We start from the raw sequence: 26,221 nt of genomic DNA, 5'->3' as shown, positions 1-26,221 counted from the left end.
GAACATAATGAATGGTTTTTTGGGAGAGTTATTCGGAACAGCCGTTTTAATTGTTTTTGGTGTCGGGTGTGGCGCAGGCGTTAATCTAAAAAAATCTTATGCTAATGGACAAGGCTGGTTGTATATCTCGATTGCATGGGGTCTAGCAGTAGCTTTCGGTGTGTATGTTGCTGGAGCGTTAGGTTCTTTGGGACATCTTAATCCTGCGGTAACGATTGGGTTTGCATTGTTTGGTTTCTTTCCTTGGGATCAAGTTCTACCCTATTTACTAGGTCAATTCGTAGGAGCATTTCTAGGCGCTGCTATTATTATTTTACAATATTATCCTCATTTTAAGGATTCCAAGACAGTTGAAGAAGGAAATACGGTTGGAATTTTTGCCACGGGTCCTGCAATTAACAACCCTACTTTCAACTTTTTGAGTGAGGTTATCGCTACATTTATTTTCATCTTTACTTTATTAAATCTAGGCAATTTTACGCAAGGTCTGAAACCATTAATAGTTGGTTTATTAATTACAGTTGTTGGTCAGGCATTAGGTGGAACAACTGGTTTTGCCCTCAATCCTGCACGTGATTGGGGACCTCGATTGGCATACACAGTCTTACCAGTACCGAATAAAACAAATCCTAATTGGGGATACGCATGGGTTCCAATGGTTGGACCGCTTGTTGGAGGAATTTTGGCTGCCGGATTAATGGCGATAATATAGTTGTTCTTTTAACCAAAAAGTATTTAAATAAACTAGATTTTGATTTTAGGATAAATTGTTGATCTACCAAAGTCACGATTAACCACACAATGAAGTAAAGTGTGGTTAGCTGTGACTATTTTTTATTGCTAATTAATTGATTTAGTTCTTCAATTTCTTTTTTTGCCGTCAGCATTGAGATAGACCAAATAATAAGATAAATGATTAAAAAGATGATTGTATAGCTGATTAACCAGAGAACAGTTAACGGAAACCAACCCGCCAGTATTGCCAAGGGAGTAAAACCAAGATAGCTAACTATCAAATGAGTGATTGTCTGACGAGTGATACTCCAGTTTTCTTTTTCAAAAATCATACTTGATAAACTAAATAAAATTCCCATAAATGACCATAAAATTGCTGAAATAGCTGTTGCCATTGTATTTGAAGAAAAAAATGTAATAAAGCGAGGAGCTGAAGGGGAGAAATACTTACTTTGATAAATAAAAGAGAAAGTTAAAGCCGTTGTAAAACCGATAAAGATTCCCACTGTAATGCCAAATAAAATTTGCAGAATAATTTTTTTTATTTTAAAAATTCCTTTCTTATTGCTTGTGCATACCGTCTAGATGTATAAGTTTTTCGACCATTTAGTAGATTGACCTGATAAACACCAGTCTGGCTCAAGCTAAACTCCTTTATTTGTGTAATATTAACAATTTCGGAACTAGAGATTTGAAGAAATATTTGTTTGGGCACAAAGTCGATAGTTCATAGATTCTATTTTTAATACTAAAATTACCGTCTTTGGCTTCGCAGATAATCTTTTTACTCTCTGTGTGAATACTAATAATTTGATGAAGATATATAGATTTATAGTTGTCCTCATGTTTTCCGATTAGTATTTTTTCGTTTACTACTTTTTCAATTACGAACGCAAGATTATTAAGTTCCTCAGTCTTTTGTTTTGCGTCAGCTATGATTTTTTTGTTACCACCTTTTATTTTTGAAGAGTTGATGGGGTTAAATGTTGGGATAACTGGATTACTTGTTTTGGGTGCACCTGTGGGTTTAGTTATTTTTTCTAGAATTTCGGGCAAATTAAATGATGGACATAAAAATTCAATGTTTAGTCTGTTAGGTTTAGGGATTATTGCAATTTCTCTATTAGGCTTAGCATTTTCAAGTCAACAGGCTCCAGCCATATTGATAACATTTTTCTTATTTATTTACGGTATTGGTGGGGGCTTTTTTCAACCGGCAAGCATCGCTGCAATTATGCAGATTGGTAATAATAAGAATCAGAGCAGTTTGGGTGCATTACAACGAATGGTTAAAAATATTGCGATTGCTAGTGGGACAGCAATTGGATCAACAATAATAAATCTGTTATCTCAGAAAATGGTTATTGGGATTAGAATTAGTTGGATAATTACGTTATTTTTTGTCTTAATTATTATTTGTTTAAGTAGAATTTTTAATAGAAAAGAGCAAATTATCTAAATAAAAAGTGCTTAAAATTTCAAAAACTAGTTATACTATTTATAACTTTATATCCAGTTCTTTTTGTAAAAAGTTATCACCAGTCGGGGTTAAAACTAGTGCACGCTTTATATTTTTATGTGGTACAACAAACTTCTGTTCCTCAAATGATAGAAATAGTGCATGACCAAGTGTACCGCCTACATGATGTTGCCTTTCACTCCAATCTAAACAGCGTGTCGTGAATTGTCGCTTCAAATGATGTAAGTTTTGGATATCAATATCAAGGGTTTCTTTTAAGAATGTTCCCCCAGATTTGGTGGGGTGAAATGTTGAGTCTAAGTATTTTTTATCAATGAGAGATCGAGTAATGAGTACCCCAATGTGACCAGCCATATGGTCGTAACAAGTACGGAATAATTCATCCTTTTCAAGATCAAGAGTGCGCTGTAATGAGCGTGCTCTTTTTTGTGGTGAAATGGGACTGAGCTGTTCTAACAATTGCGCAACATCAGTGTTAGTTAGAAAAAAATAATGAAAGCGGCCCGATTTTCCCATCCTAATCCAATTATTATTAAGAAATTCGTTTAGATGATGAGTTACGGTCTGTGGTGTTATTTGACTAGCTCTTGCAAGCTCGGTTGTTGTGTGACCTTTATAATCCATCAGCTCGTCGAGAATCTTCATCTTTGATGAACTAGAGAGAGCTTTAGCGATTATTGTAATGTCAGGAAACTCGTTCATTTTTTATTCTCCTTAAATATATATTTATTAATTCCATATTTCGATGCCCGTCTAAATAAGTAGAGAGCTTACTAAAATTTGTAGGTCTCTCAAATTATAAAAAAAAGGAAATTCATGAATTGTCAGGTGGAATGAGGAGACGATTGGTGCTAGCACGTGCCTTGGTCAACAATCCAGAACTAATTATTCTGGATGAACCAACGACAGGATTGGATATTCAATCAAGATATGTTTTTTGGAATAAATTAGAACAACTAAAGAAAAATGGGGTTGCGATACTAATTACATCACATTATGGTGAAGAAATTGAACGATTGGCTGATGATGTAATGATTATTAATCATGGGGAAATAATTGTTAGCGGACAAACAAGGTTACTACCTGCACAGCAGGGGTATAAAAGTATCGAAGAGATGTATCTTGGACTAACTGGATATACGAAGGAGCGTGAAGAAATTGAACAGACTTTCAGTTAATGGTATTTGGCATGTTATACAACGTAATTGGATGAGTTTTAAGAAGTTAATTAAGGTTTCAATTTTCTTCAATTTATTTGATCCAATTTTATATTTGGTAGCAATGGGGCTAGGAATTGGACATTTTGTTAGTCATGTAGGAGGAATGCCATATTTAAATTTTGTTTCACTTGGACTAATAGCAGCGACTGGTATGAATGCTTCTAATGCTGAAAGCACAACCAATGCCTATATTCAGATGCATTTGGACAAGACATATTATGAGATGAGTACGGGACCAATTAGTCTAGAAGAAATTATTGTAGGTCAGGCTTTATGGGCGGGGGTTCGAAGTACAATTTTTGGAACTTTATTTTTATTAGTGACCCTATTTATGGGAATCTTACAAAGCTGGTTGGTCATATTTATTCCAATTATTCTATTTATTACAGGTACTCTATTTGGATTTTTGGGATTAACATTTACTTTATTAGCGCCCACAAGAGATTACCTTAATTACTTTAGTATGCTGATTATTCAACCAATGTATATGTTCTCAAATACTTTTTTCCCGTTAAGCTCTGTGTCACCTTGGTTGCGAAACATCGGTTGGTTTTCGCCATTAACGCATGCAGTAGATTTAATTCGACAAATGGCAGTAGGTAATGTAACATTGCCAAGCCTAGGAGACGTAAGCTGGCTAATTATAGTTGCTATTGTACTTTCTTTTATTCCTCAACGAATAGTCAGGGCGAAGCTAAATTATTAATAAGACAAAGAGAAGAATATTTTTATTGAGGGGGATTGAGTCAAACGTTAATTTTTGATTCAATGCCTCTATTTGTTACGAATAAATGTATTTTTCAAGGCAATAGCCTTAACTTTTCTTGTACTTGATTGATGTTTCTGGGGCAAAAACAAGGCAAAAAATTCCTGAGAATAGGAGAATTAGGCCACAAAGTAACATTGAAAATTGAACACTCACTGAATTGGTAATAACGGGAAGTAAGAGAGTTCCTGCGGCGGCGCCAACCCTACTTATCGTTACAACCATTCCCACTCCAGTCCCACGAATATGAGAATCAAAAAGTTCAGAAGTATAAGGGTAGTCCATTACTAAACCAGCTGATAAGGCGAGCGAGAAAAGAGAAAAAGTAAATAGTGCCAATTCTTTAGGAATAGAACTCCATAAAGATAATATTAGGAGGCAGGCTGCGGATAGCAGAAAATCACCGACAAGGAATTTTCTTCGGCTAATAGTACCAAAAATTCTGATTCCTAAAAGAATACCCAAAAGCATACAACCATTGTATAAATACCCTACTAAATTGGTATCAGATATGCCCATTTTAGAAATTAAGATGGGTAAGAAGATACTTATTCCAAAAAACGAAAATGCTTGGGAAGCATAAAAGACACCACCAACTAGAGTATGTTTAATGTATTTCTTTGAAAAAAGAATTGTCCATGAGAAATTGGCAGAAGATTCAGTAACCTTAGCAGCATGCAGTTTTTGTTTTTTTGAGATTCCCCATTTAATTCCGAGATGCTTTTGAATGACTTTTTGTGCTTTTTTGGGTTTACCCTGATTAACGAGCCAGCTAGGTGATGATGGTAATTTAGCGAATGAGCGGAAGATTGCAGTGATTATCAGAAAAATAGCAGGTGAAACCATAATAATCTTCCAAGTTAATGCTCCAAAATCGGGAATAAAAGAGCTAGAAAAATAAGCTAAAATGAAGCCTAACGTCCAATAAATTACTAAGCGACTTTGCATTTTTCCACTTTCTTTAAAGGGTAGCCATTCAATAAGCAAAGTATTTCCAACAGTATAATCAATGGCAATCATTAAACCGACAATTACTCTGAAGATAAATGTTAACCAGAGATTTGAAGTAAAGAACTGACATAATGAAATCCCAGTCAAGACATACATATTAATCAAAAGCAATCGTCTTCGACCAATGTTGTCAGATATTTTTCCTACAAAGAGACTACCTGCAAGCCCAATTAGCGTTCCAGAACCAATCAAACCAATCCACAGACTAGAAAGCGGCAAATATTTCTGTGCAGCAGAAATCGCTGCACCACTAACTTGAATAGTGTAACCACTTGTAAATTGACCTAAGATAATTGCTAGATAAATTCTTAGATGGACGTTTGAAAATGGTGCATGCTTGTAAAACTTTTTTTGATCTTCTTTTTCCATAATTAAACTACTATATGCAGTAGTTAGATAACAGCTTCTTAAAAAATATATTTTATATTGAATCGCTTTTGGATACTCATCAGCAGCTTCATATCTAAGCTTATAAGTAATATTTACTTTCCATTAAACAGAAATGAAAGACAAAAGCACATTATATTATACTATATTTTTAAAGTTTCATCATATTTGGTAAAAGTTACAAAAATTGTTTTGAATTAAAGAGTATGGATATATCACTATTTTTTATACGATAATTTCAATCAAAAAAAGTTGTAATGGTGGGGTTATTCTATAAGTTATTTTGGAAACTATTGTATAATTAAATATATAGATTCTAAGAGAGCGGGAAATAAAATGAGTATTTATGATGATATTGTTCAAGACGAGCAGAACAAGGATTACACTTCAGCAGGTCTATATCCGATCTTCGCAGCACCAAAATCAGCTAAGGTATTAATTATTGGTCAGGCACCTGGAAAGAAGGTCCAAGATTCAGGTATTATGTGGAATGATGCTTCTGGTGACCGACTCCGTGAGTGGTTAGGGGTAGATAAAGGAACATTTTATGACTCAGGGAAGATTGCAGTTATTCCAATGGACTTTTATTTTCCTGGAAAAGCCAAGTCTGGTGATAAGCCACCAAGAAAGGGAATTGCAGAAAAATGGCATCCAAAATTATTGGCACAAATGCCAAATATTCAACTCACAGTTTTGATAGGGGCCTATGCTCAACGATATTATTTAGACTTAACACCTAAAACAACGATAACAAGTACAGTGCAAAACTTTGCGACGTACTTACCTGAATATTTTCCCATTGTACATCCGTCACCCCGTAACAATATTTGGCTCAAGAAAAATGCTTGGTTCTTAACCGATGTAATTCCAAGATTACAAGAACAGATTAGAAAAATAATTTAAGTAGCAAACAGAAATTATTACAAAAGGGGGTTGAATAATGAAAAATGAATTATTTAGCGCAATAGTCGTTAGTAAGAATGCTGATACACAGGAGGTGCAATCAGAATTAAAAAGAATTTCCTTTGATGATCTGTCTGAAGGTGATGTAATCGTAAAAATTGCATACTCTTCATTAAATTATAAGGATGTTTTGGCCTTTCAAAGTAATGCAGGCGTAATTAGAAGATATCCTATGATTCCAGGAGTGGATTTTTGCGGTGTAGTTGTTGAAACCAGTAATCAGCAATTCAAAGTAGGAGATAAAGTATTATGTACGGGTTACGATGTTGGTGTTTCTCATACTGGGGGATTAGCTGAATATGCAAGAGTACCTGCAAAATGGTTAATAAAGCTAGAGCAAGATACATTATTAGAATATGTGATGTCGCTTGGAACAGCAGGTTTGACAGCTGCTCTTTCGGTAAATGAAATCATTTTGGCAGGGGCAAAGAAAGACTCCGAAATACTTGTTACAGGCATTACTGGGGGTGTAGGGAGCATAGTTGTGGCCATTTTGAAGAAATTGAAAATGGAAAATATTTCGGTGCTTGTTAGGAATAAAGAACAACGAGATAGTTATAGCAACAAATTCGAGCATATATATGTGCGAAAAGAACTTGAAACAAAAAAAGCGATGACTCATCAAAAATTTGATTATGTAATGGATTGTGTCGGTGGTGTAGTGTTGGAGAATTTACTACCATGGATTAGTTATAGAGGTGTGGTTACAACATGTGGCAATATTGCTGGTAATTATCTAAATATTAGTATACTTCCTTTTATTTTAAGGGGAATCCGACTAATTGGAATCGATTCGGTAAATATCACGCTTGAAGAAAAAAAGAACATGTGGCAACAATTATTGACCGATTGGAATATTGCTGGAACTTTTTCAGTAGGAAAACTTTCATTGGACGAAGTTGAATATGCAGTTAAAAACTGGGGGAAAGTGAGAAATAAAGGTAGAATTATCATTAGTATACCTGACATTAAAAAATGTTAAAAATTAAGTAAATAGAATTGGGGGTTATTAATTAACTACTAGGTTCTTGCAAAAAATGTTGTTCACTCGGTAGTACCTGTGGAAAGTGTAGATTTATTTATTAGTTCTGTAAATTGGCTTACGAAGAAATTCACCAACTAATTTGCAGAACTTTTTTTAAGGCTTTTAAAAGTTAGTTTTAAGCGAATATCAATGGAAAAAGTCATTATAATAAAATATTTTTTATGGGTAGCCTAAAAAAAAGTTCAAATTAGGTGAACTGAGGTGTATAATACATTCTGGTTCTACTTTAATATCTGAAAGGTGGTAAAAATTTTGAGCAATGATAACACTCAAGAGAAGAAGCATAAATTAGTTGAATATGCTAATGGTCCTTCACTCGAAGAAATAAATGGTACTGTTGAAGTACCAAAAGGTAAGGGATTCATTCGAACACTATTTGCATATTCTGGTCCTGGAGCACTGGTTGCTGTTGGGTATATGGATCCAGGTAACTGGTCGACATCTATTACTGGTGGACAAAATTTTCAATATTTACTAATTTCCGTTATCTTAATCTCAAGTTTGATCGCGATGTTACTGCAGTACATGGCTGCCAAACTTGGAATTGTGAGCCAGATGGATTTGGCACAGGCAATTCGTGTACGTACGAGTAAGTCGTTAGGGATTGTTTTATGGATTTTAACAGAATTGGCTATTATGGCAACTGATATAGCTGAGGTTATCGGTGCTGCGATTGCGTTGTATCTCTTATTCCATATACCGTTAGTTATAGCCGTGTTTATCACTGTTTTTGATGTCTTATTATTATTGCTTTTAACTAAGATTGGTTTTAGAAAGATTGAAGCAATTGTTGTATGTTTGATTTTTGTTATTTTATTTGTTTTTGTTTATCAGGTAGTACTTTCAAATCCATCATGGGGCGATATATTGAAAGGTTTTGTACCATCAATTAAAACTTTTTCTAATTCTCCTAGTATTGGTGGGCAGACACCTTTAACAGGTGCTCTTGGAATTATTGGTGCAACTGTTATGCCACATAATTTGTATCTACATTCAGCTGTTTCCCAAACAAGAAAGATTGATCACGATAATAAAGAAGAAATTGCGCAAGCTGTTAAATTCTCTGCATGGGATTCAAACATCCAATTGTCACTTGCTTTTGTTGTTAATTCACTTCTTCTTATCATGGGTGTTGCCGTTTTTAAGACAGGTGCTGTGAAGGATCCTTCCTTCTTTGGGCTTTTTCAAGCACTTTCAGATACATCCACTCTAAGTAATGGGTTATTGGCTGAGGTGGCTCGATCAGGAATTTTATCAATTTTGTTTGCAGTTGCTTTATTGGCTTCAGGTCAGAATTCAACTATTACAGGGACATTGACTGGACAAGTTATCATGGAAGGTTTCGTTCATTTAAGAATGCCACTATGGTTACGTAGATTGGTTACACGTTTAATTTCTGTTATTCCTGTTCTGATTTGTGTTGTTTTGACAAGCGGTAAAAGCGAAATTGCTGAACATGAAGCTTTGAATACATTAATGAATAATTCACAGGTTTTCTTGGCCTTTGCCTTACCTTTCTCAATGTTACCGCTATTAATGTTGACGAATAGTAATGCTGAAATGGGTGAAAAATTTAAGAATACATTTTTGATTAAGACACTGGGATGGATTTCGGTGTTAGGGTTGACGGTTCTTAATATTATTGGATTACCTGATCAAATAAAAAATTTCTTTGGAGACAATGCTTCCGCAACTGAATTAGTAATTGCAAGTTATATCGCGTATGCAATAATTGCTGGAATATTAGCATTGCTAGCATGGACAATTTTTGATCTTTACAAGGGAAACAAAGCCTTTGCTGCTAAAAGAGAACTTGAAGAAGTATAAAAATTGTTTGATGGTTGCTGTGAAAGGTAGGAATAGAAATGAAAAAAGTAGAAAGAATATTGGTTGGTGTTGATGACTCTGCTGATGCCTTACTGGCTTTTGATTATGCAATTGAAAGAGCTGTTGCAGAAGACGCAGAGCTCATAATTACGTCGGTTCTCGAAAGTGATGAGTTAAGTGTTTTCCAAGCAATGGATAAAGATTTTATTCATGGTGAGAGATCAGAGTTGGAAGAACATATTCTGGAATATCGTGATAAGGCACTTGCTAAGGGTGTTAAGAATGTTAGAACGATTATCGCAGAAGGCGACGCAGGCGAGTCAATCGTGAAGAAGGTTATTCCTAAGGCAAATCCCGATCTATTGATAATTGGTTCAGAATCAAAGAAGGGTATTAAGGGACGTTTTGGTAGCCAAGCAGCATACATGGCTAGGAATGCCCCAATATCAGTTTTGGTTGTAAGATAGAAATAAATGATATTTTAACTTTTGCACAACTTCTATGTTTAATGTGTTAGAGAGAATATCGAAGGTGCATAAACATTGCAAGAAAGGTAGGTCCAAAAAATCGTGTTTTGATTTTTCGGACCTGCCTTTTATTTTCCCATATGAAATAGTGAAGAATATTGAAATTATAGCAGTGATTATTATCGTTTTAAACACATTACATTGTGTGGAATTTTATGCTAGAATGGTGGCTAGCCTAGAACATTATATTGCACATTAAGTTTCTATGCTAGAGGAGGTTGGGGATGAATAAACAACTTGAAAAAGCTTCATTTATGGGAATGCTAGTGACTTTAGGAATCGTGTACGGAGATATTGGGACCTCACCATTATATGTAATGAATGCATTAATAAGTGATGCTGGAAAAATGAAGAATATTTCACCAGATTACGTGATTGGTTCAGTTTCACTAATCTTTTGGACATTAATGATTGTAACAACTTTTAAGTACATTATTGTTGCAATGAAAGCTGACAATAATCATGAGGGTGGAATATTTTCACTTTATGCATTAGTTAGAAAAAAAGCAAAATGGTTGATTTATCCTGCGTTAATTGGCGGAGCCGCAATCTTGGCTGATGGAACTCTGACACCGGCAGTAACCGTAACTTCTGCTATTGAGGGCTTAAAGAATCAACGAATTGGGCCAATTTTGTTCAGTAATAACCAATATGATGTTTTAATTATTACATCCCTTGTTTTAATAGGACTTTTCGTAATTCAGCGCTTTGGGACTGGAATAATTGGGAAACTGTTTGGTCCTATAATGGCATTATGGTTTGTCTTTTTAGCTATTTGGGGTGTTATTAATTTATTGCAATATCCACTAATTTTAAAGGCTTTATCTCCTTATTATGCAATAAAAATTTTGTTTAGTCCTGCAAATAAGGTGGGCATTTTTATTCTGGGTAGTATTTTTTTGGCAACTACTGGTGCAGAAGCCCTATATTCTGATATGGGGCATGTTGGGAAAAAGAATATCTATGCTACGTGGCCAGTAGTTTATCTATCATTGTTTTTAAATTATTTAGGTCAGGGGTCATGGATGATTATTCATGCCAATGATACTGCATACCGAAACCTGTCAAATATTAATCCCTTTTATGAGATACTTCCTGGACAGTGGCGACTGTTTGGTATTGTAATTGCAACATTTGCTGCAATTATTGCTTCGCAAGCACTGATTACAGGATCATATACTTTGGTTAATGAAGCAATTGGGCTTAAATTCTTACCTAGACTAATAGTAAGACATCCAAGTAATATAAAAAATCAAATTTATATTTCAAGTGTCAACTGGTTATTATGTATAGTGACCCTAGGAATTGTTTGGCATTTTGGACAATCACAAAAAATGGAAGCTGCATACGGACTAGCCATTACAATTACAATGTTAATGACAACTATCTTGTTATATCAATTCTTGAAAGACAAATTAAGTCAAGGTATTGCAAGTGTAGTTTCACTATTTTTTGGTACTATCGAAATAATATTTTTTATTGCCAGTCTTGTCAAAGTAATTCATGGTGGATACGTTACATTAATAATTATGGCAGCTATTTCGTATATAATGTGGATCTGGTATTTTGGAAATAAGCGACGTGAACATTATGAACATGAAAGTGAGTATGTTTCTCTTTTAGATTATCGTGAGCAACTTCAAAAGTTAAGTAAAGATGAAACTGTTCCATTCTTTACAACTAATTTGGTTTATATGACAAAAATAAAAGATAATTATGAAATCAAAAGAAGTACGATGTATTCAATCTTGGATCAAGAGCCTAAGAGAGCTAAAGTTTACTGGTTTGTAACTGTTAATGAAACTAGTAATCCTTATGAGAGTAATTACACGATTGATATGGCGGAAACAAAAAATATAGTGAACGTTCAGATGTTTTTAGGCTTTAGAAAAGCGCAAACAATAAGTGTTTATCTTCATCAAATTGTTGATCACCTAGTTAATCAAGGAATCCTAGAACCGCAAGTTCCTAAATACTCTACCCAAAAAAATCGTAAAGTCGGGGATTTTAAATTCGTTATTATTAATGAACAGCCTTCTGACCTAATGTTAAACAATCAAATTAGCTATCTTGATCGGCATTTGATTAGTGGGAGACTTTATCTTCAAAGAATTACAGCTTCTCCAATTTTATGGTATGGTCTTGAATTTAGTAATGTTGTCGAAGAAAGTTCACCACTATTTATTATAAGAGAAAAAGATCAATATTTAGTACAAAGAAAAATTTATTATAATATGTCTAATTCTAAAAAAAATGATTAGCCAACCTTTAATTGAATAATTAAGAAGCACCCCATAATAATTAGGCCTCGAAAAATCTAATTATTAGGGGGTGTTTCTTTTTCAGTTTCAGTTTTATTTTTGTTTTCCTGATTCATAACTAGAAAAAACCTAAATTCACATTTACAAATTTTCGACAAAATATTCTTAAAGCAGTTATTTGTCTGATTTGTGATAATGTCAATTTAGATTTTTTAAACAATCATAATAATTAAAATGATATTAATAGAATCTTATAGTAAAATCCCGATGCTATAATGGATGATCATTGTCAAAATACCAACGAGAAGATTACGTATAATAGCAATTTTAACCAGCCCGTTTCCTAACTTAGCACTTAGATATCCGGTTAGAGAGACTGAGACACAAACAGCAAGGATAGTTGCAGGCCATTGGTAACTAACTGGAGATAGGGTCATTGCAGCTAATGGGAAAATTCCACCTGCTGTTGCCGAGAATAATGACGAAAAAGCGGCTGCCCAAGGATTCATATAATGATCAAGCTTTAAGTTATATTTAATATCAACTAATGTTTCAAGGGGCTTTTTATTTATTAAATCTTCAGCAATTTCAGCTGCAGTTGTAGATGTAACTCCTTTTTCTTCGTAGAATATAGCAATTCGTTTTTTCTCTGTATCTAAATTATCGTGTAGTAGGCGTTTTTCTTCTGCTACCACTGATTTTTCAGTATCTTTTTGTGTACTTACAGAGGCATATTCACCGGCTGCCATTGAGAAGGCACAAGCAATTAGATCAGCGAGTCCAGCAATGAAAATAGTGAATTGGTTCGTTGTTGCAACTGCGACACTAAACAAGACACCGACAACAGTTAAAATACCATCGTTTGATCCCAAGACGCCTGCGCGAAGAGTATTTAGTTTCTCATCAATGGTCATCTTTGATTTACTAGTTTTTACCTGATTATTTTTGTTAATATTATTACTATTTTTCTTATCCTTTTTCAAAATATCTGGATTCATTTAAAATCACCTTCCAATTAAAATACCAATACCATATGTAACCAGCATTGTTAATATGCCAGAAACTGTATTACGCATAACACTATTTTTACGGTCTGAGTTTCCAAGTACTGCTGCAATAAATCCAGTAATTGCAAGTGCAACGACAACAGAACAAAATGTTGCAAAAACTTTCACTGATTCGGGTAACAATGTAATTGCCAGCAACGGTAGAATTGAACCTAAAGGGAAAGATATCATTGATGACAATGCTGCTGCATAAGGACTTGTAAATTCATTGATATCAAACCCAAAACGTTCGCGCACAGAAGTTAACAATGCATCTTTTTCCATCATTTCGGAAGCCGCTTTAGCAGCAAGTTCAGGTTGAATACCTTTTGATACATATTTATTTTTGACATAAGATACTTCATCGCCATAGTTTAATGAAAGTGCTGATTTTTGTTGAATAATTGCTTTTCTCTGTGCATCCTTTTGTGCATTTACAGATACATATTCTCCCATTGCCATTGATACGGTACCGGCCAACATACCGGCGATACCAGCCAAAAAAATAGCATAATTGTTGTTAGTTGCTCCGGCCACACCAATAACAATACCAGCAACAGACAAAATACCATCATTCGCCCCCATGACAGCTGCACGCATAATATTAACCTTTTGCGCGAGACTTTTCTTCTTCTTCATTAGTAATCCCTCCAAATAATTTAGAATGTTTCTAAACTAGTAATTATTATAGTATACATTTTGGAAAATGTAAATTGATAATAAATAATCATAAATTCTTACTTTGAATTAGTTAGCAGATATGCTAGAATTAAAAAAATTGAGAATGATTATCAATTAAAAAGTTTTTTGCCTTTATCGAAAGATAATTTGAAAAGGATGGGGAAAAAATGAAAAAAGGTGTTTTATTAATTAATTTAGGAACTCCCAAGACTCCTACACCAGCTGATGTACGAGTTTATCTAAAAAAATTTTTGAGTGATCCACGGGTGATTGATATGCCCGCTTGGAAGTGGAATCCAATCTTAAACTTAGCAATTTTGCCACACCGGCCTGAAAAATCGGCTAAGCTATATCAGGAAATATGGTCAAAAGAACATGGATCACCATTACTTTATTACACACAACAACAAACAAAGATGCTGCAAGAAGAATTACCAGACTATGTAGTCCGTTATGCTATGAGCTATAGTGAACCTGGGATTGCAGATGGACTGCTTGAAATGGAGCAAAATGAAATTGATAATTTAACAATTATTCCATTGTATCTACAGTATTCAACGACGACTGTTGGTTAGGTTGTAGATGATATTAATCGCTTTTACATAGGAAGAGTAAAGATTCCTAATTTAAAAATAGTTACGGATTTTTGTGACTTTGCTCCTTACATTGATGCACTAGCAGATAAAATAAGAACGGCAATTGATGAATTTCATCCAGATAGATTACTATTTTCTTATCATGGAATTCCTGTAAGTTATGTTGAGAAAGGAGATCCTTATGCTAAAAGGTGCAAAGCAACGACAAGGTTGATAATAAAAAGATTAGGGGATGTACCTTATACTGAAACATTCCAGTCTAGATTTGGACCAGATAAGTGGTTAACACCCGCGACAGATGATACTTTACGAGCATTTCCTAAAGAGGGAATTAAGCGTGTTTTAGTGGTTGCTCCAAGTTTTGTTTCAGATTGTCTTGAAACACTCCATGAACTTGAAATTGAAAATAAAGAATATTTTATGGAAAGCGGCGGGACGGAATTTAAAATGGTTCCGGCACTTAATGATGATTTTGCCTTTACCAAAGTGCTGAAAGGTTTGGTTTTAAATCAAGATACTGTGATTGTTTCAGATTCGGCTGATAAAAGGGAATTCATATAATACGGGGCAAGCCTTATCAATAGATTTTGAGCACTATTTTACTCTATAATATACATAAGGGTTACGCTTTTTCTGTGTATGGGGGTGAGGGTGTGAAAAAATTAGGTTCTGGAATAGGCTTTTGGTCAAAACTATCACTTATTTTGACTCTAGCCCAGTTGTTGATGGCAATTTATAAGGAAATTCAAACAGCAAAAGGTCAAAAAGTTAATGATAGGAGGCAAAAATAATGAATTTAATTAAGGGGTTATTCAAGTTCGTGCTCGCAGTTGGTTTGGTGGTTGGCGGTGTTTTAGTCGGAGGCACTATTTTTGCTTCTAAGAAAATTGACGATTTGGGAGATAAGTTACAAGATAAGATTCATGGAAAATAATAATTAAGAAGATGAAACACGTTTATTCGTGATAGGTCGAAAGAGTGTGGCATAAGTCGGGAAAATTTGAGTACTAACTCGAAATTACGAATATAGCGAGTGTTTTGCTATGAGTAATTTGAAGTTAAACGGAGAATTTTGACTTATGAAACACGTTTATCCGGAATAAAAGATTCAAGATCAGTTCTGGTATTAATTGGTGAAAATCAGTTAGTATCAGAACTTTTTGTTTTTCACTAAAAATGAATGCGGTACTAATTTTTTTACATAAGCTTGACGTATTTTTTACAAGAACAAAATATTTAATGTCCTTTTTTTATGTAAAATCTAGTTAGATATTGAGAAAGGGGAAGTTCTTTGAAATTTACGACGGAAGAAAAAAGTTGGATTTTATATGATTGTGCTAATTCTGCCTATTCATTGATTATTGTAACTGCAATTTTACCGGTTTATTTCAAATTTGTTGCAGGTAATGCTGATGTATCAGCAAGTGATACTACAGCATATTGGGGGTATGTGAGTTCATTTTCTACATTAATCATTTCGATATTAGCTCCTTTTTTAGGTACGTTAGGTGATTATCTTGGGAATAAAGAACGTTTTTTCCGGTACTCACTATTTATGGGTGTCATCATGACGGGTGCATTATTTTTTGTTCCGACAAATCAATGGCAGTTATTACTTATTGTATATACCTTCTCACACATCGGGTATCAAGCAGCAAATTTGTTTTATGATGCATTTATTACAGATGTGACTGAAAATGAACGAAATAATTTAGTGTCGTCATATGGTTTTGGAATTGGATACATTGGAAGTGCACTGCTATTTGTGGTTGTTATGGTGCTAATCAATACCTCTACATTTGGTTTAGTTTCTTCTACGCAAACAATTAGACTAGTGTTTATGATGACAACACTCTGGTGGCTAGTATTTTCTATTCCTATGTTGCGTAATGTCAAACAGCAGTATGGACTAGTTAAACCGCGTTCACCGCTGAAGGAAAGTTATCATAGAATGATAAAAACCTTGAAGGAAATTCGTAATTACAAGCAAGTAATAGGCTTTATGATTGCTTACTTTTTCTTTATAGACGGTGTTGATACAATTGTGACTATGGCAACCGCATTTGGAGTGGATATGGGAGTGAAAACCAGTACGTTATTACTTGTTTTGCTAGTTCTAAATATTGTGGCTTTCCCCTGTACATTGATTTACGGTTGGCTTGCTCAGAAATATGGAACGAAAATAATGTTGCTGACAGCTATTAGTATTTATTTTTGTATCTGTATTTATGCACTCTTTATGAAAACGGTGCTTGACTTTTGGATTCTGGGACTCTTAGTGGGATCTTCCCAAGGTGGCATTCAGGCACTTAGCCGGGCCTACTTCGCACGAATTATTCCTAAGAAACAGGCCAATGAATTTTTCGGATTCTATAATATTTTTGGCAAATTTTCGACAGTTTTAGGGCCAATTTTATTTTCGATAACTACTCAGTTGACTGGGCATTCACAGTTAGGAATTGCTAGTCTGGCACTATTTTTTCTTTTAGGTGGATTCTTTATGTTGCGATTAAAAGAAGCACCACTTGTACAAAATTCAAAGGAGTAGTTGTTTTACTTATTGTGATAGGAAATGTAATGAGTAGAATCAATTAGAAATATGGGCGAGTATAAGTTAATTATTATGATTACTGTTGTAGTATGTTCTTAAGAATAAAGATGAAGTTTTTTTATAATTTTGAAAGACGCAATCTTTTATAAAAAGACTCTTGACTTTCAAAATTTAAAAACCCATAATTACATTAAAATCAAAAGATGAGTAGATTAGTTTTGAATTAAGAGAACTATTGTATTGCTGAAAAATAGTTGAGAGATTAATTGAAGATGGTCTTTGGATAAGATGATGAATTGGTAAGCACAGGTAAACTGATTACGGAAATGCCCGTTATTGCATGAGAGTGAACTTAGTTAATAACTTAGTTTTATCAAGGTGGTACCGCGGCAAAAGTCGTCCTTCTAATGAAGGACGACTTTTTTTATAGAAAGGAAGAAAGAATATGACACTAGATTTAAGTAAATTGCAATTACCTACTGGAGAGGTAGTGACTGATGAAAAAGTACTAGAAGGTTATGGTCAAAATAAATTTACGCAAGAAATAATTACAGGAAGTAAGCCAGCCGTGTTGGTCAATGTTAAGAGCATTGCAGATGTACAAGAAGTTGTTCGGTTTGCTAATCGAGAAAATATTGCAGTCACAGTCTTTGGGGGAGGAACTTCCATTGTTAATGGGTCAGCTGGCGAAAATGGTGGAATTGTTTTAAATCTGACAGATCTAAATAAGATTATTGAAATTAATACAGCAGATCAAACAGCTATTGTTGAAGCTGGAGTCTTAAACGGGGTCCTAGATGAAGAAGTTCGCAAGCAAGGTTACTTTTTTGCACCAGATCCAGGGTCAAAACCAATCAGTACAATTGGTGGAAACATTGCAACTAATGCAGGAGGTATGAGCTCTCTAAAGTATGGAACGACAAAACAATCTGTTTTGGGGCTGAAAGTTGTATTAGCCGATGGAACTGTTGTTGAAACAGGTGGAAAATGTTTTAAAAATAATGCAGGTTATGATTTAACTGATTTGTTTGTGGGCTCTGAAGGCACTCTGGGGGTTATTGTAGAGGCAACGCTTAGAATTCTACCTATCCCTTTTGGAAATGCAACAACAGGACTAGCAACATTTGCAGATATGAAAGCACTAAGTATTGCTGTGGAAAAAATATCAGCTAGTGGATTGAATCCATCAATGTTGGAAGCACTAAATAAGACCTCAATAGAAGCTCTTGATGCCCTTGAAGGCTCCGATATGGGTAAAGAAGGTGCTGAAGCTTTATTGATTTTTCAATTGGATGTTACACCAATAGGGGCAATAGAAGCTCTCAAGGAGATTTTAGAAAAAAATAATGCATTGCATGTTTCGGTGACGGATGATCCTGAGTACGCAAAAGAAATCGTTAAAATAAGGCAAGACTATTACAAAGCAGAGGCGGCTTATGGCAGATTAGTGGTTGAAGATGTGGCGGTACCATTATCGAAATTACCAGAGCTTGCAGAATTTGTAGATAATCTTAGTTTTACTTCACCAGTCAAGGCATTTTTAGGTGGTCATGCGGGTGACGGTAATTTTCATCCCAACATTGCAATTTCTAGAGACTTAGATGTAATTCCAGAAGATGTCAAAAGTGCAATTGAAAAAATTTTTGCTTTTGCGCAGTCACTTGGAGGAACGATTTCGGCTGAACACGGAATCGGGGATTTAAAATATGGTTGGATTGTTTCGCAGTTAGGCCAAGAAGTTGTTGATTTACAACGTAAGGTTAAAGAAGCATTTGACCCTAATAATATTCTAAATCCGGGACGCAAAATTTAAATAACGAAAGTCCAAACCAGATAAAAAGTCTCAACCTATGAAGTATGCTTATTTAAAACAAATAATGAGGGACTGAATCAAAGTAAATTTTGATTCAGTCCCTCTATTTATCGTGAATAAACGTGATTCATAAGTCAAAGTTCTCCGTCTAACTCGAATTTTATCGACTTATGACTTCCAACTTTTTTTAGTCAAAATATTCTTCAGGAACAAAGGGATGTCCCAATGTTGCTGCCATAATTGATTTAATTGCATGCATTCGATTAGCAGCTTCTTGGAAAACAACTGAGTTATTGCTCTTGAAAACCTCATCTGTTATTTCGAGTGCTTCCAATTCATATTGCTCTGCTAGTTTTTTTCCAATCGTTGTTTTCTTATCATGGAATGCAGGTAAACAATGCAATATGATAGTATCTTCTTTACCAGTTTTCTTTAATAATTCACTATTTATTTGATAAGGAAGGAGTAGTTTGATTCTTTCATCGTAGTCAACATCTTCACCCATTGAAACCCAGACATCGGTATAGAGCGCATCCGCATTTTCTACAGCTTTTTGAACATCATCAGTTATCAGAAGAGTTGCCCCGCTTTTCTTTGCTTGCTCGAAAGCTAAATTCTGAACTTTTTTGGATGGTTGCAGAGATACGGGGGAACCAATATGGATGTTTACACCAAGAATTGCTCCGGTCATCAAAAGACTGTTGGCCATATTATTACGGCCATCACCGACATAAGTGAGAGTCAGACCTTTGAGCTTATTAAAGTATTCTTTGAGGGTCATAAAATCAGCTATCATTTGAGTTGGATGCCAATCATCAGTTAGACCATTCCAAACAGGGACCCCACTTTTTGCAGCTAGCTCGGTTACCGTTTCTTGGGAAAAGCCACGAAATTCAATCCCATCGAACATACTACCCAGCACAACTGCAGTATCAGCAACTGATTCTTTGTTTCCAAATTGAATATCATTTTTGCCTAAAAATTCAGGATGCGCTCCTAGATCTGTTGACGCAACCGTAAATGCTGAACGTGTTCTAGTGGATGCTTTCTCGAATAAGAGGGCGATGTTTTTACCAGCAAGATATTGATGGGAAATATTTTGTTCTTTTAATTTCTTTAGATGAAGTGCAAAGTCAATTAAAAAGTTAAGTTCCTTAGCAGAAAAATCGTTTTCTTTAAGGAAAGATTTACCAAAAAAATGATTCATATTATACCTCCTTATAAGCTCACCGTTACATTTTGTAGAACTTCTTTTATCTTTTTAACACCTTCCAATAATTCAGAACTCATGATGGTTAGTGGTGGAAGAAGACGAAGTGTGTTGCTTCTCGACGAAAGCGTCAATACACCTAGTTTGTGTAGCTCAGTTATTACCTGATTAACTGGGACTGAAGGATTAATGTGGATGCCAATCATTAGGCCCTTGCCAGAGATTGAGTCAACAACATCTAATGAAGTAATTTCTTTTTCAAGAAAATACCATAAGAAACTAGCCTTTTGCTGAACATTATTTAAAAAATCATAATCTAGCGTTTTTAATACAGCAGTTGCAGCGCTCATTGCGAGTGGATTGCCACCAAAAGTTGAACCATGAGAACCAGGTCCAAAAGCATCTGCCAGTTCGGCTTTCCCAATCGTCGCACCAACCGGGATACCGTTGGCAAGGCCTTTTGCTGCAGTTACAATATCAGGATCCAAGTCATAATTTTCGTAAGCAAATAACTTTCCAGTTCTCCCCATACCTGTTTGAACTTCATCAATAATCAGTAATACATTACTCTCCTTGCATTTAGCTGCAATAGCGTGTAACCATTCGGAGTCTCCAACAACAATACCGCCTTCTCCTTGAATTACTTCTAAGATAACGGCCGCAAATGAATTATCAATTTTTTCAATAGAATCAAAATCATTGTATTTTTCAAATTCAATATCAGATAAGAATGGTCCGAAGCCTTCTTTGAGACTCTCGTTACCAGTTAATGAGAGTGAACCATAGCTTCTACCATGGAAAGAGTGATCAAATGCCATCATTTTACTTTTTCCAGTTGCCTTACGAGCTAGCTTCAACGCTGCTTCATTAGCTTCCGTACCAGAGTTACAGAAATATACTTTCTTGTCAGCACCTTTAATCAATAATTCGGCGACATCTTCTTGCAATTGACTCTCATAGAGATTGGAAGTATGCCAAATTTTATCTAGTTGGGCACTTACGGCGTTTTTAACTTTCTTTGAACTGTATCCTAAGTTGCAAACCCCAATTCCACTGGTCAGATCAAGGTATTTCTTTCCTGTTTCATCAAATAAAGTGACACCCTCACCTTTAACTATTTCGAAGGGAAATCTGTTGTATGTTTTAAAGATAGATTGCATTTTCATTCGCTCCTTCCTGGATAATGGTTGTTCCTAAAGTAGAAAGTTGATTAGTAATTTGGACACTTGGGACACCAAGATTCAATGCACTGAATGCTGCCTTAATCTTTGGCTGCATTCCTTTAGTAATAATTTTTTGTTCCTGCAATTTAGCAGCAGTGCTAGGTGAAAGATTTCGGACAATCGCTCCTTCATGAAGAACACCTGGAACATCTGTCATAAGGTATAATTTCTTTGCTTTTAAGAGGCCAGCTATTTTTGAAGCAGCAGTATCTGCATTAACATTCAACCATTGTTGTTTTGCTGTTAATGCCATTGGTGCTAGAACTGCGACATGCTTTTCCAAAACTTCATCGAGCAATTTATCGTTAACCTTATTAATTTTACCAACGAGCCCATATTTTTCTTTATCAAGAAAGGAGCCATCTAAGATAGATTCATCAGCTGCATTCAAACCAATTGCGGGGATATTCGCTTTTGTTAATTTCATTAATAGTTGTGGCTGTGTTTGTCCTAGTAAGACCATACGTGTTAGCTCGAGAGTTGCTGCATCTGTGACACGCATGCCATCAATTTTTTTTACCGGAATTTTGAGCTTATCAGATAATTCAGAAATTTTACTCCCACCACCATGGATTATCAAAATCTGTTTGTCCGCTAGCATCCATTGGCGAATTTGTGAGAAAAAGGTCTGTGTCAGTGTTTCAATCGAATTTCCACCAATTTTAATTACAATTAAATTCTCCATCTTGTAGGCTCCTTTCTTTAAATATTAACTACTATAGGTTGCGTTGATTTTTACGTATTCATAGGTTAAGTCACAGCCCCATGCTTGACCGTCGTACTGTCCGTCATGAAGGTCAATTGTTAGTGTAATTACATCTTGCTTAAGACTATTGCTAACTTCTTCTTTGTCAAAATCAACAGCTAGACTCTGCTTAACAACCAAGAATTCATTGATTTTAATATCAATTGTTTGCGGGTTGTACGTCGCTGGAGTTGCTCCAATAGTGCTGATAATTCTTCCCCAGTTAGGATCTGCTCCAAAAAGAGCTGCTTTAACAAGATTTGAACCAACAATTGCTTTAGCAATCGCTTGTGCATCTGGCTTGTTTTGTGCTGCTAAGACATTTGCCTCAACTAATTTAGTTGCGCCTTCACCATCAGCAGCAATTTTTTGTGCTAATTTTTGTAAAACAAAATGAAGAACGTCTTTGAAAGTTTGATAATCCGAATTTTCTTTAGTAAGTTCCTCGTTGCCGGCCATCCCATTTGCTAAGGTTAAAACCATATCATTTGTCGAAGTATCGCCATCAACTGTGATTTGATTAAACGTAACATCTGTTAGTTCACTAAGCAAAGCTTGTAAGGTATCATCTGCTATCGCAACATCAGTTGTAATAAAAGCAAGCATGGTTGCCATTTTAGGATGAATCATCCCTGATCCTTTAGCAAAACCAGATATTTTACAATTGACGCCTTGAATTTTGAAATCAACACTTACGATTTTTTGTTTCGTATCAGTAGTTAAGATAGCCTTTGTAAGATCAGTATTCGAAGTTAAATTTAGTTCCGTAACTCCTTGTTCTATCTTATCCATGGGTAAGCATGTACCAATTAACCCAGTTGAGGCAACGCCAACAAGGTCAGGATTGATTTCTAATTTTTGAGCAACCAACTTTTGTTCTGTGAGGACATCTTTTTCTCCTTGAAGTCCTGTACAAGAATTAGCAATAGCACTATTAGCAATAATTGCTTGTAATTTGTGGTTTTGACTAACTATTTCTTTTGTTTTTGCTGTTGGGGCTGCACAAAACTTGTTAGTTGTGTAAACGCCAGCCGCTGTAGCCGGTACTTTAGAATATAACCAGCCAAAATCCAATTTTTTATGCTTGAGACCAATATGTTTTGCATCGCTGTAAAATCCTTTTGGCCAGTCGAATTCTGTTTCAACAAATTTTTTAGTAGTTATCATTTTCTAAACTCCCTTTGAATTTATATGCTAAGGAAAAATTGGTAATAATGGTAAGCCGCTGGTAGCTTCAAAGTTACAAAGAAGGTTGAAGTTTTGAATGGCTTGCCCTGCAGCTCCTTTCATCAAGTTGTCAATTACAGAAACAATCGCAATCGTATTAGTAATTGGATTATAGTTGATTCCAATATCGCAAAAGTTTGAACCAGTAACATCCTTGATAGTTGGAAGTTCATTTTCTCTGAAACGGACAAAAGGTGCATCGTCATAGAACTGATGGAAACATTTAAATAATTGCTCGTTTGTATATTCTTTAAGTGGCTTAAGATAAATAGTTGCCATAATTCCTCTAGTAACTGGAATCAAGGTTGTTGAAAATTGAATAGCTGGGATATGAGAATCCCAATCATTCAATTTTTGCATAATTTCTGGAATGTGCTGATGCTTATTAATTTTGTATAGCCATGCATTTTCATTTATAAAATTGTATTGACTACTTGGACTTAATTTTTTCCCTGAACCTGAAACACCCGATTTTGCATCCACAATAATCGAATCGGGTTGAATCATGTGGTTGATAACTAATGGAGCTAACCCAAGTAATGTAGCAGTTGCATAACACCCAGGGTTTGCAAGGTATTTACTAGGTTTTTTTTCAGGGAATTCTGCCAATCCGTACGTAGCTTTTTCTAACAAATTTGCGGGAGCAGCCTCCTTGTGATACCACTTCTCGTATATGGCAGGATTGCTTAAGCGAAAGTCACCTGATAAATCAATTACGGGAAAATCAGCTGATATAAAGGGTTCCATCAGATCCTTTGTAACTCCAGCAGGGGTCGCACAAAAAAGTAAGTCATTATTTTCCATGATTTCTTTTGGTTTGAAAGGCAAGATAGAAAGATGAGCAGAAAAAAAAGCAGGAACTTCATCATCGAGGAAGCGGGAACTCTTGCCCCCTTCATGTCCATATAGATTTATTGTTTCAACATTGGGATGTTGTGATAACAAATTATAGAGAACATTTCCACTATATCCAGTTGCTCCCAAAATTGCGATGTGCATGGAATCACTCCTTTAAATTCATTTATTGTGAATAACAATTCATTTCGATGAAGATAACTATAAGCTATAAATTTTTAAAATTCAATAGTTTTTTAATAAAAAACCAAATATTTGTTAATTTTATGAATAAATATGTTTTTATTAGCAAAATAATGTATAAAGCAAATAATTAAGAACAAAAGAGGAGAGTTTGTAATTGTTGAAAAAAAGTAAAAAAAAAGAAACTATGAAAACCTGTAAGTACTATATAATTACATCATGTTCAAAGAGCTATAACAGTAAGACATCAAAATTTTGACTGGCAAAGCATGTTTAGTATGAAAATAAATGATAGACAACTAATAGGATGCTTTTACAATCAATCATATCGATACTAACTTAATAATTTTTGTATAACTTTTGAAACGAATTTGATATAATTTAGTAAAAAGGTATCAAATTTTTAATTTAAGAGTAAAGGTGTACACATATGGAATTTTTGAATGTCTTGAATGATTTTGAACGTGACAAAATTAACTTGTTTACAAGAATTTTAGATAATCCTAACAGGGAAATAGAACTCAGAAATTTACAAGAAAGTATGAGTATGTCTCGCTATAAAGTTGCAAATTTGTTGGAGAGTCTAAACTATGATATTAAGTTGTTGACGGAATATTCAGGGATGATTATTAATGCACACACAGTTATTCCTGCCAAGAATTTTTCGCGTCATACATTAAGTATGATGAAGAAGTATTATTTTGAATTATCTCCGATGCGAGTACTTATGATAGAAGTTCTGGATGAAGGCAATTTTCCAAGCTTTCAGAAGATAGAAGTAAAGTATTCATGGCCCAAAACTTTTTTCTACCAGCAAAAAAATAAATATGACAAGCTATATGAAGAGTTTTCGAATGTCCGGCAAGTAGATGAAGAATCTGATTTGCGTTATTTCATCTATAATTCTTTTGCTTTTTTTGGTGCCTTTCCAGCAAAACTTGAGCATTTAAATATGAGAAATAATAAAAATTTGCAGAGTATTTCAAATACGCAAAAGTTTAAGGCTGAATTGATGCTCTGGATCGTAGAAAAAAGAGTACTGAGCAAGAAAATCATTTCTGAGGAGAGTCTGGTTATTTCTAATGAACTTGCTGATTCTTCTTTATTAACATTCTTACCGATAACGAAGAAAAAGTTGCAAAGAGAAACGCTGTTTGTTATTCAGTTTTACTATTATGCAGGAATAATGAACGTAGGAGAGCTAACGGCGGCTGCTTTTAAAAAAGAAGAACGCGAGAATTTTAGTGAAATCACGCAGACTTTTTTGAATGGGATAGAAGAGTTACTTAGGGAGAAAAATAATTATCAAGATGAGATTACAAAACTCTGTAATGAAATTAGTTCACAAGTGATTTTAGATAGAATTTGTTTTATTCAGACCGATCAATTTAGTTTGAATATTCAGTATTTTGCGGACGTTTATCCATTTTTAAATAATAGGGTAAGTAGGATAGTTGATGAGTTAGAGCAGCACTGGATGATTCCAGATAAAAAAAGAGCATACTTTAACATCATAACTTCGATGCTAACTTCAGAAATTCCGTTTTCACTGAAAGATCGTGTAATCTTATGTATAGATTTTTCAGGCGGACCATATGTTAATTCCTATATTCTAAGTCTTTTTAAAAACTATGTGAATATCAATGTAGATGTCTCAAATGTATTGACTAGTGAAACAGATTTGTATTTAAGTGATCAATATATTGAGTATCAGCTAATTAATCAAGTTATTTGGTTGAAGCCACCAACTCCGCTTGATTGGGCAGAGTTGGGTGAAAAAATAGTAGAAATAAAACAACGTAAGTATCAATCAGGCAAGACAAAATAAGAAAAACTGTGTCAATGTGGGAGATGATCGTATGAAGAATG

General features: G+C 34.7%; 24 protein-coding genes and 2 pseudogenes. 15 read left to right on the top strand and 11 right to left on the bottom strand.

Annotated elements, in window-relative coordinates; genetic code table 11:
* Positions 1 to 7: 7 nt before the first annotated feature.
* Positions 8 to 712, top strand: coding sequence for an MIP/aquaporin family protein (locus G6O70_RS01560; protein WP_057869273.1), 705 nt, complete (start codon positions 8 to 10; stop codon positions 710 to 712).
* A gap of 115 nt (positions 713 to 827) precedes the next feature.
* On the opposite strand, the gene G6O70_RS01555 is transcribed toward G6O70_RS01560, so the two are convergent.
* Entirely contained in the window at positions 828 to 1,259 is a 432-nt protein-coding gene (locus tag G6O70_RS01555) for a DUF3021 domain-containing protein (protein ID WP_258236173.1), read from the bottom strand.
* A 17-nt stretch (positions 1,260 to 1,276) separates the two neighbouring features.
* On the bottom strand, positions 1,277 to 1,450 hold the full coding sequence (locus G6O70_RS01550) for a LytTR family DNA-binding domain-containing protein (RefSeq protein WP_233419138.1): 174 nt from the start codon (positions 1,448 to 1,450) through the stop codon (positions 1,277 to 1,279).
* A gap of 120 nt (positions 1,451 to 1,570) precedes the next feature.
* Between G6O70_RS01550 and G6O70_RS01545 the strand changes: the two genes are divergently transcribed.
* Complete coding sequence (locus tag G6O70_RS01545) at positions 1,571 to 2,194, top strand: MFS transporter (protein ID WP_373566397.1); 624 nt, start codon at positions 1,571 to 1,573, stop codon at positions 2,192 to 2,194.
* A 39-nt stretch (positions 2,195 to 2,233) separates the two neighbouring features.
* Here the strand turns inward: G6O70_RS01545 and G6O70_RS01540 are convergent, their stop codons facing one another.
* Complete coding sequence (locus G6O70_RS01540; protein WP_057869271.1) at positions 2,234 to 2,917, bottom strand: ArsR/SmtB family transcription factor; 684 nt, start codon at positions 2,915 to 2,917, stop codon at positions 2,234 to 2,236.
* A 74-nt stretch (positions 2,918 to 2,991) separates the two neighbouring features.
* Here G6O70_RS01540 and G6O70_RS01535 point away from each other — a divergent pair.
* Together G6O70_RS01535 and G6O70_RS01530 are read left to right on the top strand one after the other, a co-directional pair.
* Positions 2,992 to 3,393, top strand: a pseudogene (locus tag G6O70_RS01535) (ATP-binding cassette domain-containing protein); the annotation flags it as partial.
* A complete protein-coding gene (locus G6O70_RS01530) occupies positions 3,374 to 4,141 on the top strand; it encodes an ABC transporter permease (protein WP_057869270.1) in 768 nt (255 codons plus the stop codon). The pseudogene G6O70_RS01535 and the gene G6O70_RS01530, both read left to right, overlap by 20 nt.
* Positions 4,142 to 4,249: 108 nt before the next feature.
* Here the strand turns inward: G6O70_RS01530 and G6O70_RS01525 are convergent, their stop codons facing one another.
* Complete coding sequence (locus G6O70_RS01525; protein WP_057869269.1) at positions 4,250 to 5,581, bottom strand: MFS transporter; 1,332 nt, start codon at positions 5,579 to 5,581, stop codon at positions 4,250 to 4,252.
* A 354-nt stretch (positions 5,582 to 5,935) separates the two neighbouring features.
* Between G6O70_RS01525 and G6O70_RS01520 the strand changes: the two genes are divergently transcribed.
* From G6O70_RS01520 to G6O70_RS01500, 5 genes are all read left to right on the top strand, one after another.
* On the top strand, positions 5,936 to 6,502 hold the full coding sequence (locus tag G6O70_RS01520; RefSeq protein ID WP_057869268.1) for a uracil-DNA glycosylase family protein: 567 nt from the start codon (positions 5,936 to 5,938) through the stop codon (positions 6,500 to 6,502).
* A gap of 37 nt (positions 6,503 to 6,539) precedes the next feature.
* Positions 6,540 to 7,544, top strand: a complete 1,005-nt coding sequence (locus G6O70_RS01515) for a YhdH/YhfP family quinone oxidoreductase (protein WP_057869267.1) — start codon at positions 6,540 to 6,542, stop codon at positions 7,542 to 7,544.
* A gap of 315 nt (positions 7,545 to 7,859) precedes the next feature.
* On the top strand, positions 7,860 to 9,434 hold the full coding sequence (locus G6O70_RS01510) for an Nramp family divalent metal transporter (protein ID WP_057869266.1): 1,575 nt from the start codon (positions 7,860 to 7,862) through the stop codon (positions 9,432 to 9,434).
* A gap of 38 nt (positions 9,435 to 9,472) precedes the next feature.
* Entirely contained in the window at positions 9,473 to 9,901 is a 429-nt protein-coding gene (locus G6O70_RS01505; RefSeq protein WP_057869265.1) for a universal stress protein, read from the top strand.
* 284 nt (positions 9,902 to 10,185) lie between these two features.
* Entirely contained in the window at positions 10,186 to 12,222 is a 2,037-nt protein-coding gene (locus tag G6O70_RS01500) for a KUP/HAK/KT family potassium transporter (protein WP_057869264.1), read from the top strand.
* 251 nt (positions 12,223 to 12,473) lie between these two features.
* Here the strand turns inward: G6O70_RS01500 and G6O70_RS01495 are convergent, their stop codons facing one another.
* On the bottom strand, positions 12,474 to 13,136 hold the full coding sequence (locus G6O70_RS01495; RefSeq protein ID WP_057869287.1) for a VIT1/CCC1 transporter family protein: 663 nt from the start codon (positions 13,134 to 13,136) through the stop codon (positions 12,474 to 12,476).
* Positions 13,137 to 13,226: 90 nt separating this feature from the next.
* Complete coding sequence (locus tag G6O70_RS01490) at positions 13,227 to 13,907, bottom strand: VIT1/CCC1 transporter family protein (RefSeq protein ID WP_057869263.1); 681 nt, start codon at positions 13,905 to 13,907, stop codon at positions 13,227 to 13,229.
* 209 nt (positions 13,908 to 14,116) lie between these two features.
* Between G6O70_RS01490 and hemH the strand changes: the two are divergent.
* The 5 genes and pseudogenes from hemH to G6O70_RS01465 all read left to right on the top strand — a co-directional run bounded on the left by hemH (position 14,117) and on the right by G6O70_RS01465 (position 18,909).
* Positions 14,117 to 15,106, top strand: a pseudogene (hemH, locus tag G6O70_RS01485) (ferrochelatase).
* Positions 15,107 to 15,198: 92 nt separating this feature from the next.
* On the top strand, positions 15,199 to 15,336 hold the full coding sequence (locus G6O70_RS01480; RefSeq protein ID WP_157047949.1) for a hypothetical protein: 138 nt from the start codon (positions 15,199 to 15,201) through the stop codon (positions 15,334 to 15,336).
* A complete protein-coding gene (locus G6O70_RS01475) occupies positions 15,336 to 15,479 on the top strand; it encodes a hypothetical protein (protein WP_164478088.1) in 144 nt (47 codons plus the stop codon). The genes G6O70_RS01480 and G6O70_RS01475 overlap by 1 nt, the downstream gene beginning before the upstream one ends.
* Before the next feature lie 357 nt (positions 15,480 to 15,836).
* Positions 15,837 to 17,093 carry an MFS transporter gene (locus tag G6O70_RS01470; RefSeq protein ID WP_057869262.1) on the top strand — a complete coding sequence of 419 codons (1,257 nt, stop codon included), beginning with the start codon at positions 15,837 to 15,839 and terminating at the stop codon, positions 17,091 to 17,093.
* Between the two features lie 448 nt (positions 17,094 to 17,541).
* Complete coding sequence (locus G6O70_RS01465) at positions 17,542 to 18,909, top strand: FAD-binding oxidoreductase (RefSeq protein WP_057869261.1); 1,368 nt, start codon at positions 17,542 to 17,544, stop codon at positions 18,907 to 18,909.
* 187 nt (positions 18,910 to 19,096) lie between these two features.
* Here the strand turns inward: G6O70_RS01465 and argF are convergent, their stop codons facing one another.
* From argF to argC, 5 genes are read right to left on the bottom strand one after another with little or no spacing between them, the layout of a single operon-like run.
* Positions 19,097 to 20,116 (bottom strand): ornithine carbamoyltransferase, encoded by a 1,020-nt coding sequence (argF, locus tag G6O70_RS01460; protein ID WP_057869260.1) that lies wholly within the window; start codon positions 20,114 to 20,116, stop codon positions 19,097 to 19,099.
* An 11-nt stretch (positions 20,117 to 20,127) separates the two neighbouring features.
* On the bottom strand, positions 20,128 to 21,279 hold the full coding sequence (locus tag G6O70_RS01455) for an acetylornithine transaminase (RefSeq protein ID WP_057869286.1): 1,152 nt from the start codon (positions 21,277 to 21,279) through the stop codon (positions 20,128 to 20,130).
* Positions 21,263 to 22,027 (bottom strand): acetylglutamate kinase, encoded by a 765-nt coding sequence (gene argB / locus G6O70_RS01450; RefSeq protein WP_057869259.1) that lies wholly within the window; start codon positions 22,025 to 22,027, stop codon positions 21,263 to 21,265. Before argB ends, G6O70_RS01455 begins: the two co-directional genes overlap by 17 nt.
* A gap of 24 nt (positions 22,028 to 22,051) precedes the next feature.
* Positions 22,052 to 23,254 carry a bifunctional glutamate N-acetyltransferase/amino-acid acetyltransferase ArgJ gene (gene argJ, locus G6O70_RS01445; protein WP_057869258.1) on the bottom strand — a complete coding sequence of 401 codons (1,203 nt, stop codon included), beginning with the start codon at positions 23,252 to 23,254 and terminating at the stop codon, positions 22,052 to 22,054.
* Positions 23,255 to 23,281: 27 nt separating this feature from the next.
* A complete protein-coding gene (gene argC / locus G6O70_RS01440; protein ID WP_057869257.1) occupies positions 23,282 to 24,313 on the bottom strand; it encodes an N-acetyl-gamma-glutamyl-phosphate reductase in 1,032 nt (343 codons plus the stop codon).
* Between the two features lie 469 nt (positions 24,314 to 24,782).
* Between argC and G6O70_RS01435 the strand changes: the two genes are divergently transcribed.
* Positions 24,783 to 26,180, top strand: a complete 1,398-nt coding sequence (locus G6O70_RS01435; RefSeq protein WP_057869256.1) for a hypothetical protein — start codon at positions 24,783 to 24,785, stop codon at positions 26,178 to 26,180.
* The last annotated feature ends 41 nt before the right edge of the window (positions 26,181 to 26,221 follow it).

This window comes from Liquorilactobacillus hordei DSM 19519 (genome assembly GCF_019443985.1).
Classification (GTDB): domain Bacteria; phylum Bacillota; class Bacilli; order Lactobacillales; family Lactobacillaceae; genus Liquorilactobacillus; species Liquorilactobacillus hordei.
This window is presented reverse-complemented; position numbering and strand designations above follow the sequence as displayed.

Coding starts and splice junctions, on each gene's coding strand:
- G6O70_RS01475 (WP_164478088.1), top strand. CDS start 15,336: ATGAATTTAATTAAGGGGTTATTCAAGTTCGTGCTCGCAGTTGGTTTG.
- argC (WP_057869257.1), bottom strand. CDS start 24,313: ATGCACATCGCAATTTTGGGAGCAACTGGATATAGTGGAAATGTTCTC.
- argJ (WP_057869258.1), bottom strand. CDS start 23,254: ATGATAACTACTAAAAAATTTGTTGAAACAGAATTCGACTGGCCAAAA.
- argB (WP_057869259.1), bottom strand. CDS start 22,027: ATGGAGAATTTAATTGTAATTAAAATTGGTGGAAATTCGATTGAAACA.
- G6O70_RS01505 (WP_057869265.1), top strand. CDS start 9,473: ATGAAAAAAGTAGAAAGAATATTGGTTGGTGTTGATGACTCTGCTGAT.
- G6O70_RS01435 (WP_057869256.1), top strand. CDS start 24,783: ATGGAATTTTTGAATGTCTTGAATGATTTTGAACGTGACAAAATTAAC.
- G6O70_RS01560 (WP_057869273.1), top strand. CDS start 8: ATGAATGGTTTTTTGGGAGAGTTATTCGGAACAGCCGTTTTAATTGTT.
- G6O70_RS01540 (WP_057869271.1), bottom strand. CDS start 2,917: ATGAACGAGTTTCCTGACATTACAATAATCGCTAAAGCTCTCTCTAGT.
- G6O70_RS01455 (WP_057869286.1), bottom strand. CDS start 21,279: ATGCAATCTATCTTTAAAACATACAACAGATTTCCCTTCGAAATAGTT.
- G6O70_RS01500 (WP_057869264.1), top strand. CDS start 10,186: ATGAATAAACAACTTGAAAAAGCTTCATTTATGGGAATGCTAGTGACT.
- G6O70_RS01515 (WP_057869267.1), top strand. CDS start 6,540: ATGAAAAATGAATTATTTAGCGCAATAGTCGTTAGTAAGAATGCTGAT.
- G6O70_RS01520 (WP_057869268.1), top strand. CDS start 5,936: ATGAGTATTTATGATGATATTGTTCAAGACGAGCAGAACAAGGATTAC.
- G6O70_RS01490 (WP_057869263.1), bottom strand. CDS start 13,907: ATGAAGAAGAAGAAAAGTCTCGCGCAAAAGGTTAATATTATGCGTGCA.
- G6O70_RS01525 (WP_057869269.1), bottom strand. CDS start 5,581: ATGGAAAAAGAAGATCAAAAAAAGTTTTACAAGCATGCACCATTTTCA.
- argF (WP_057869260.1), bottom strand. CDS start 20,116: ATGAATCATTTTTTTGGTAAATCTTTCCTTAAAGAAAACGATTTTTCT.
- G6O70_RS01495 (WP_057869287.1), bottom strand. CDS start 13,136: ATGACCATTGATGAGAAACTAAATACTCTTCGCGCAGGCGTCTTGGGA.
- G6O70_RS01465 (WP_057869261.1), top strand. CDS start 17,542: ATGACACTAGATTTAAGTAAATTGCAATTACCTACTGGAGAGGTAGTG.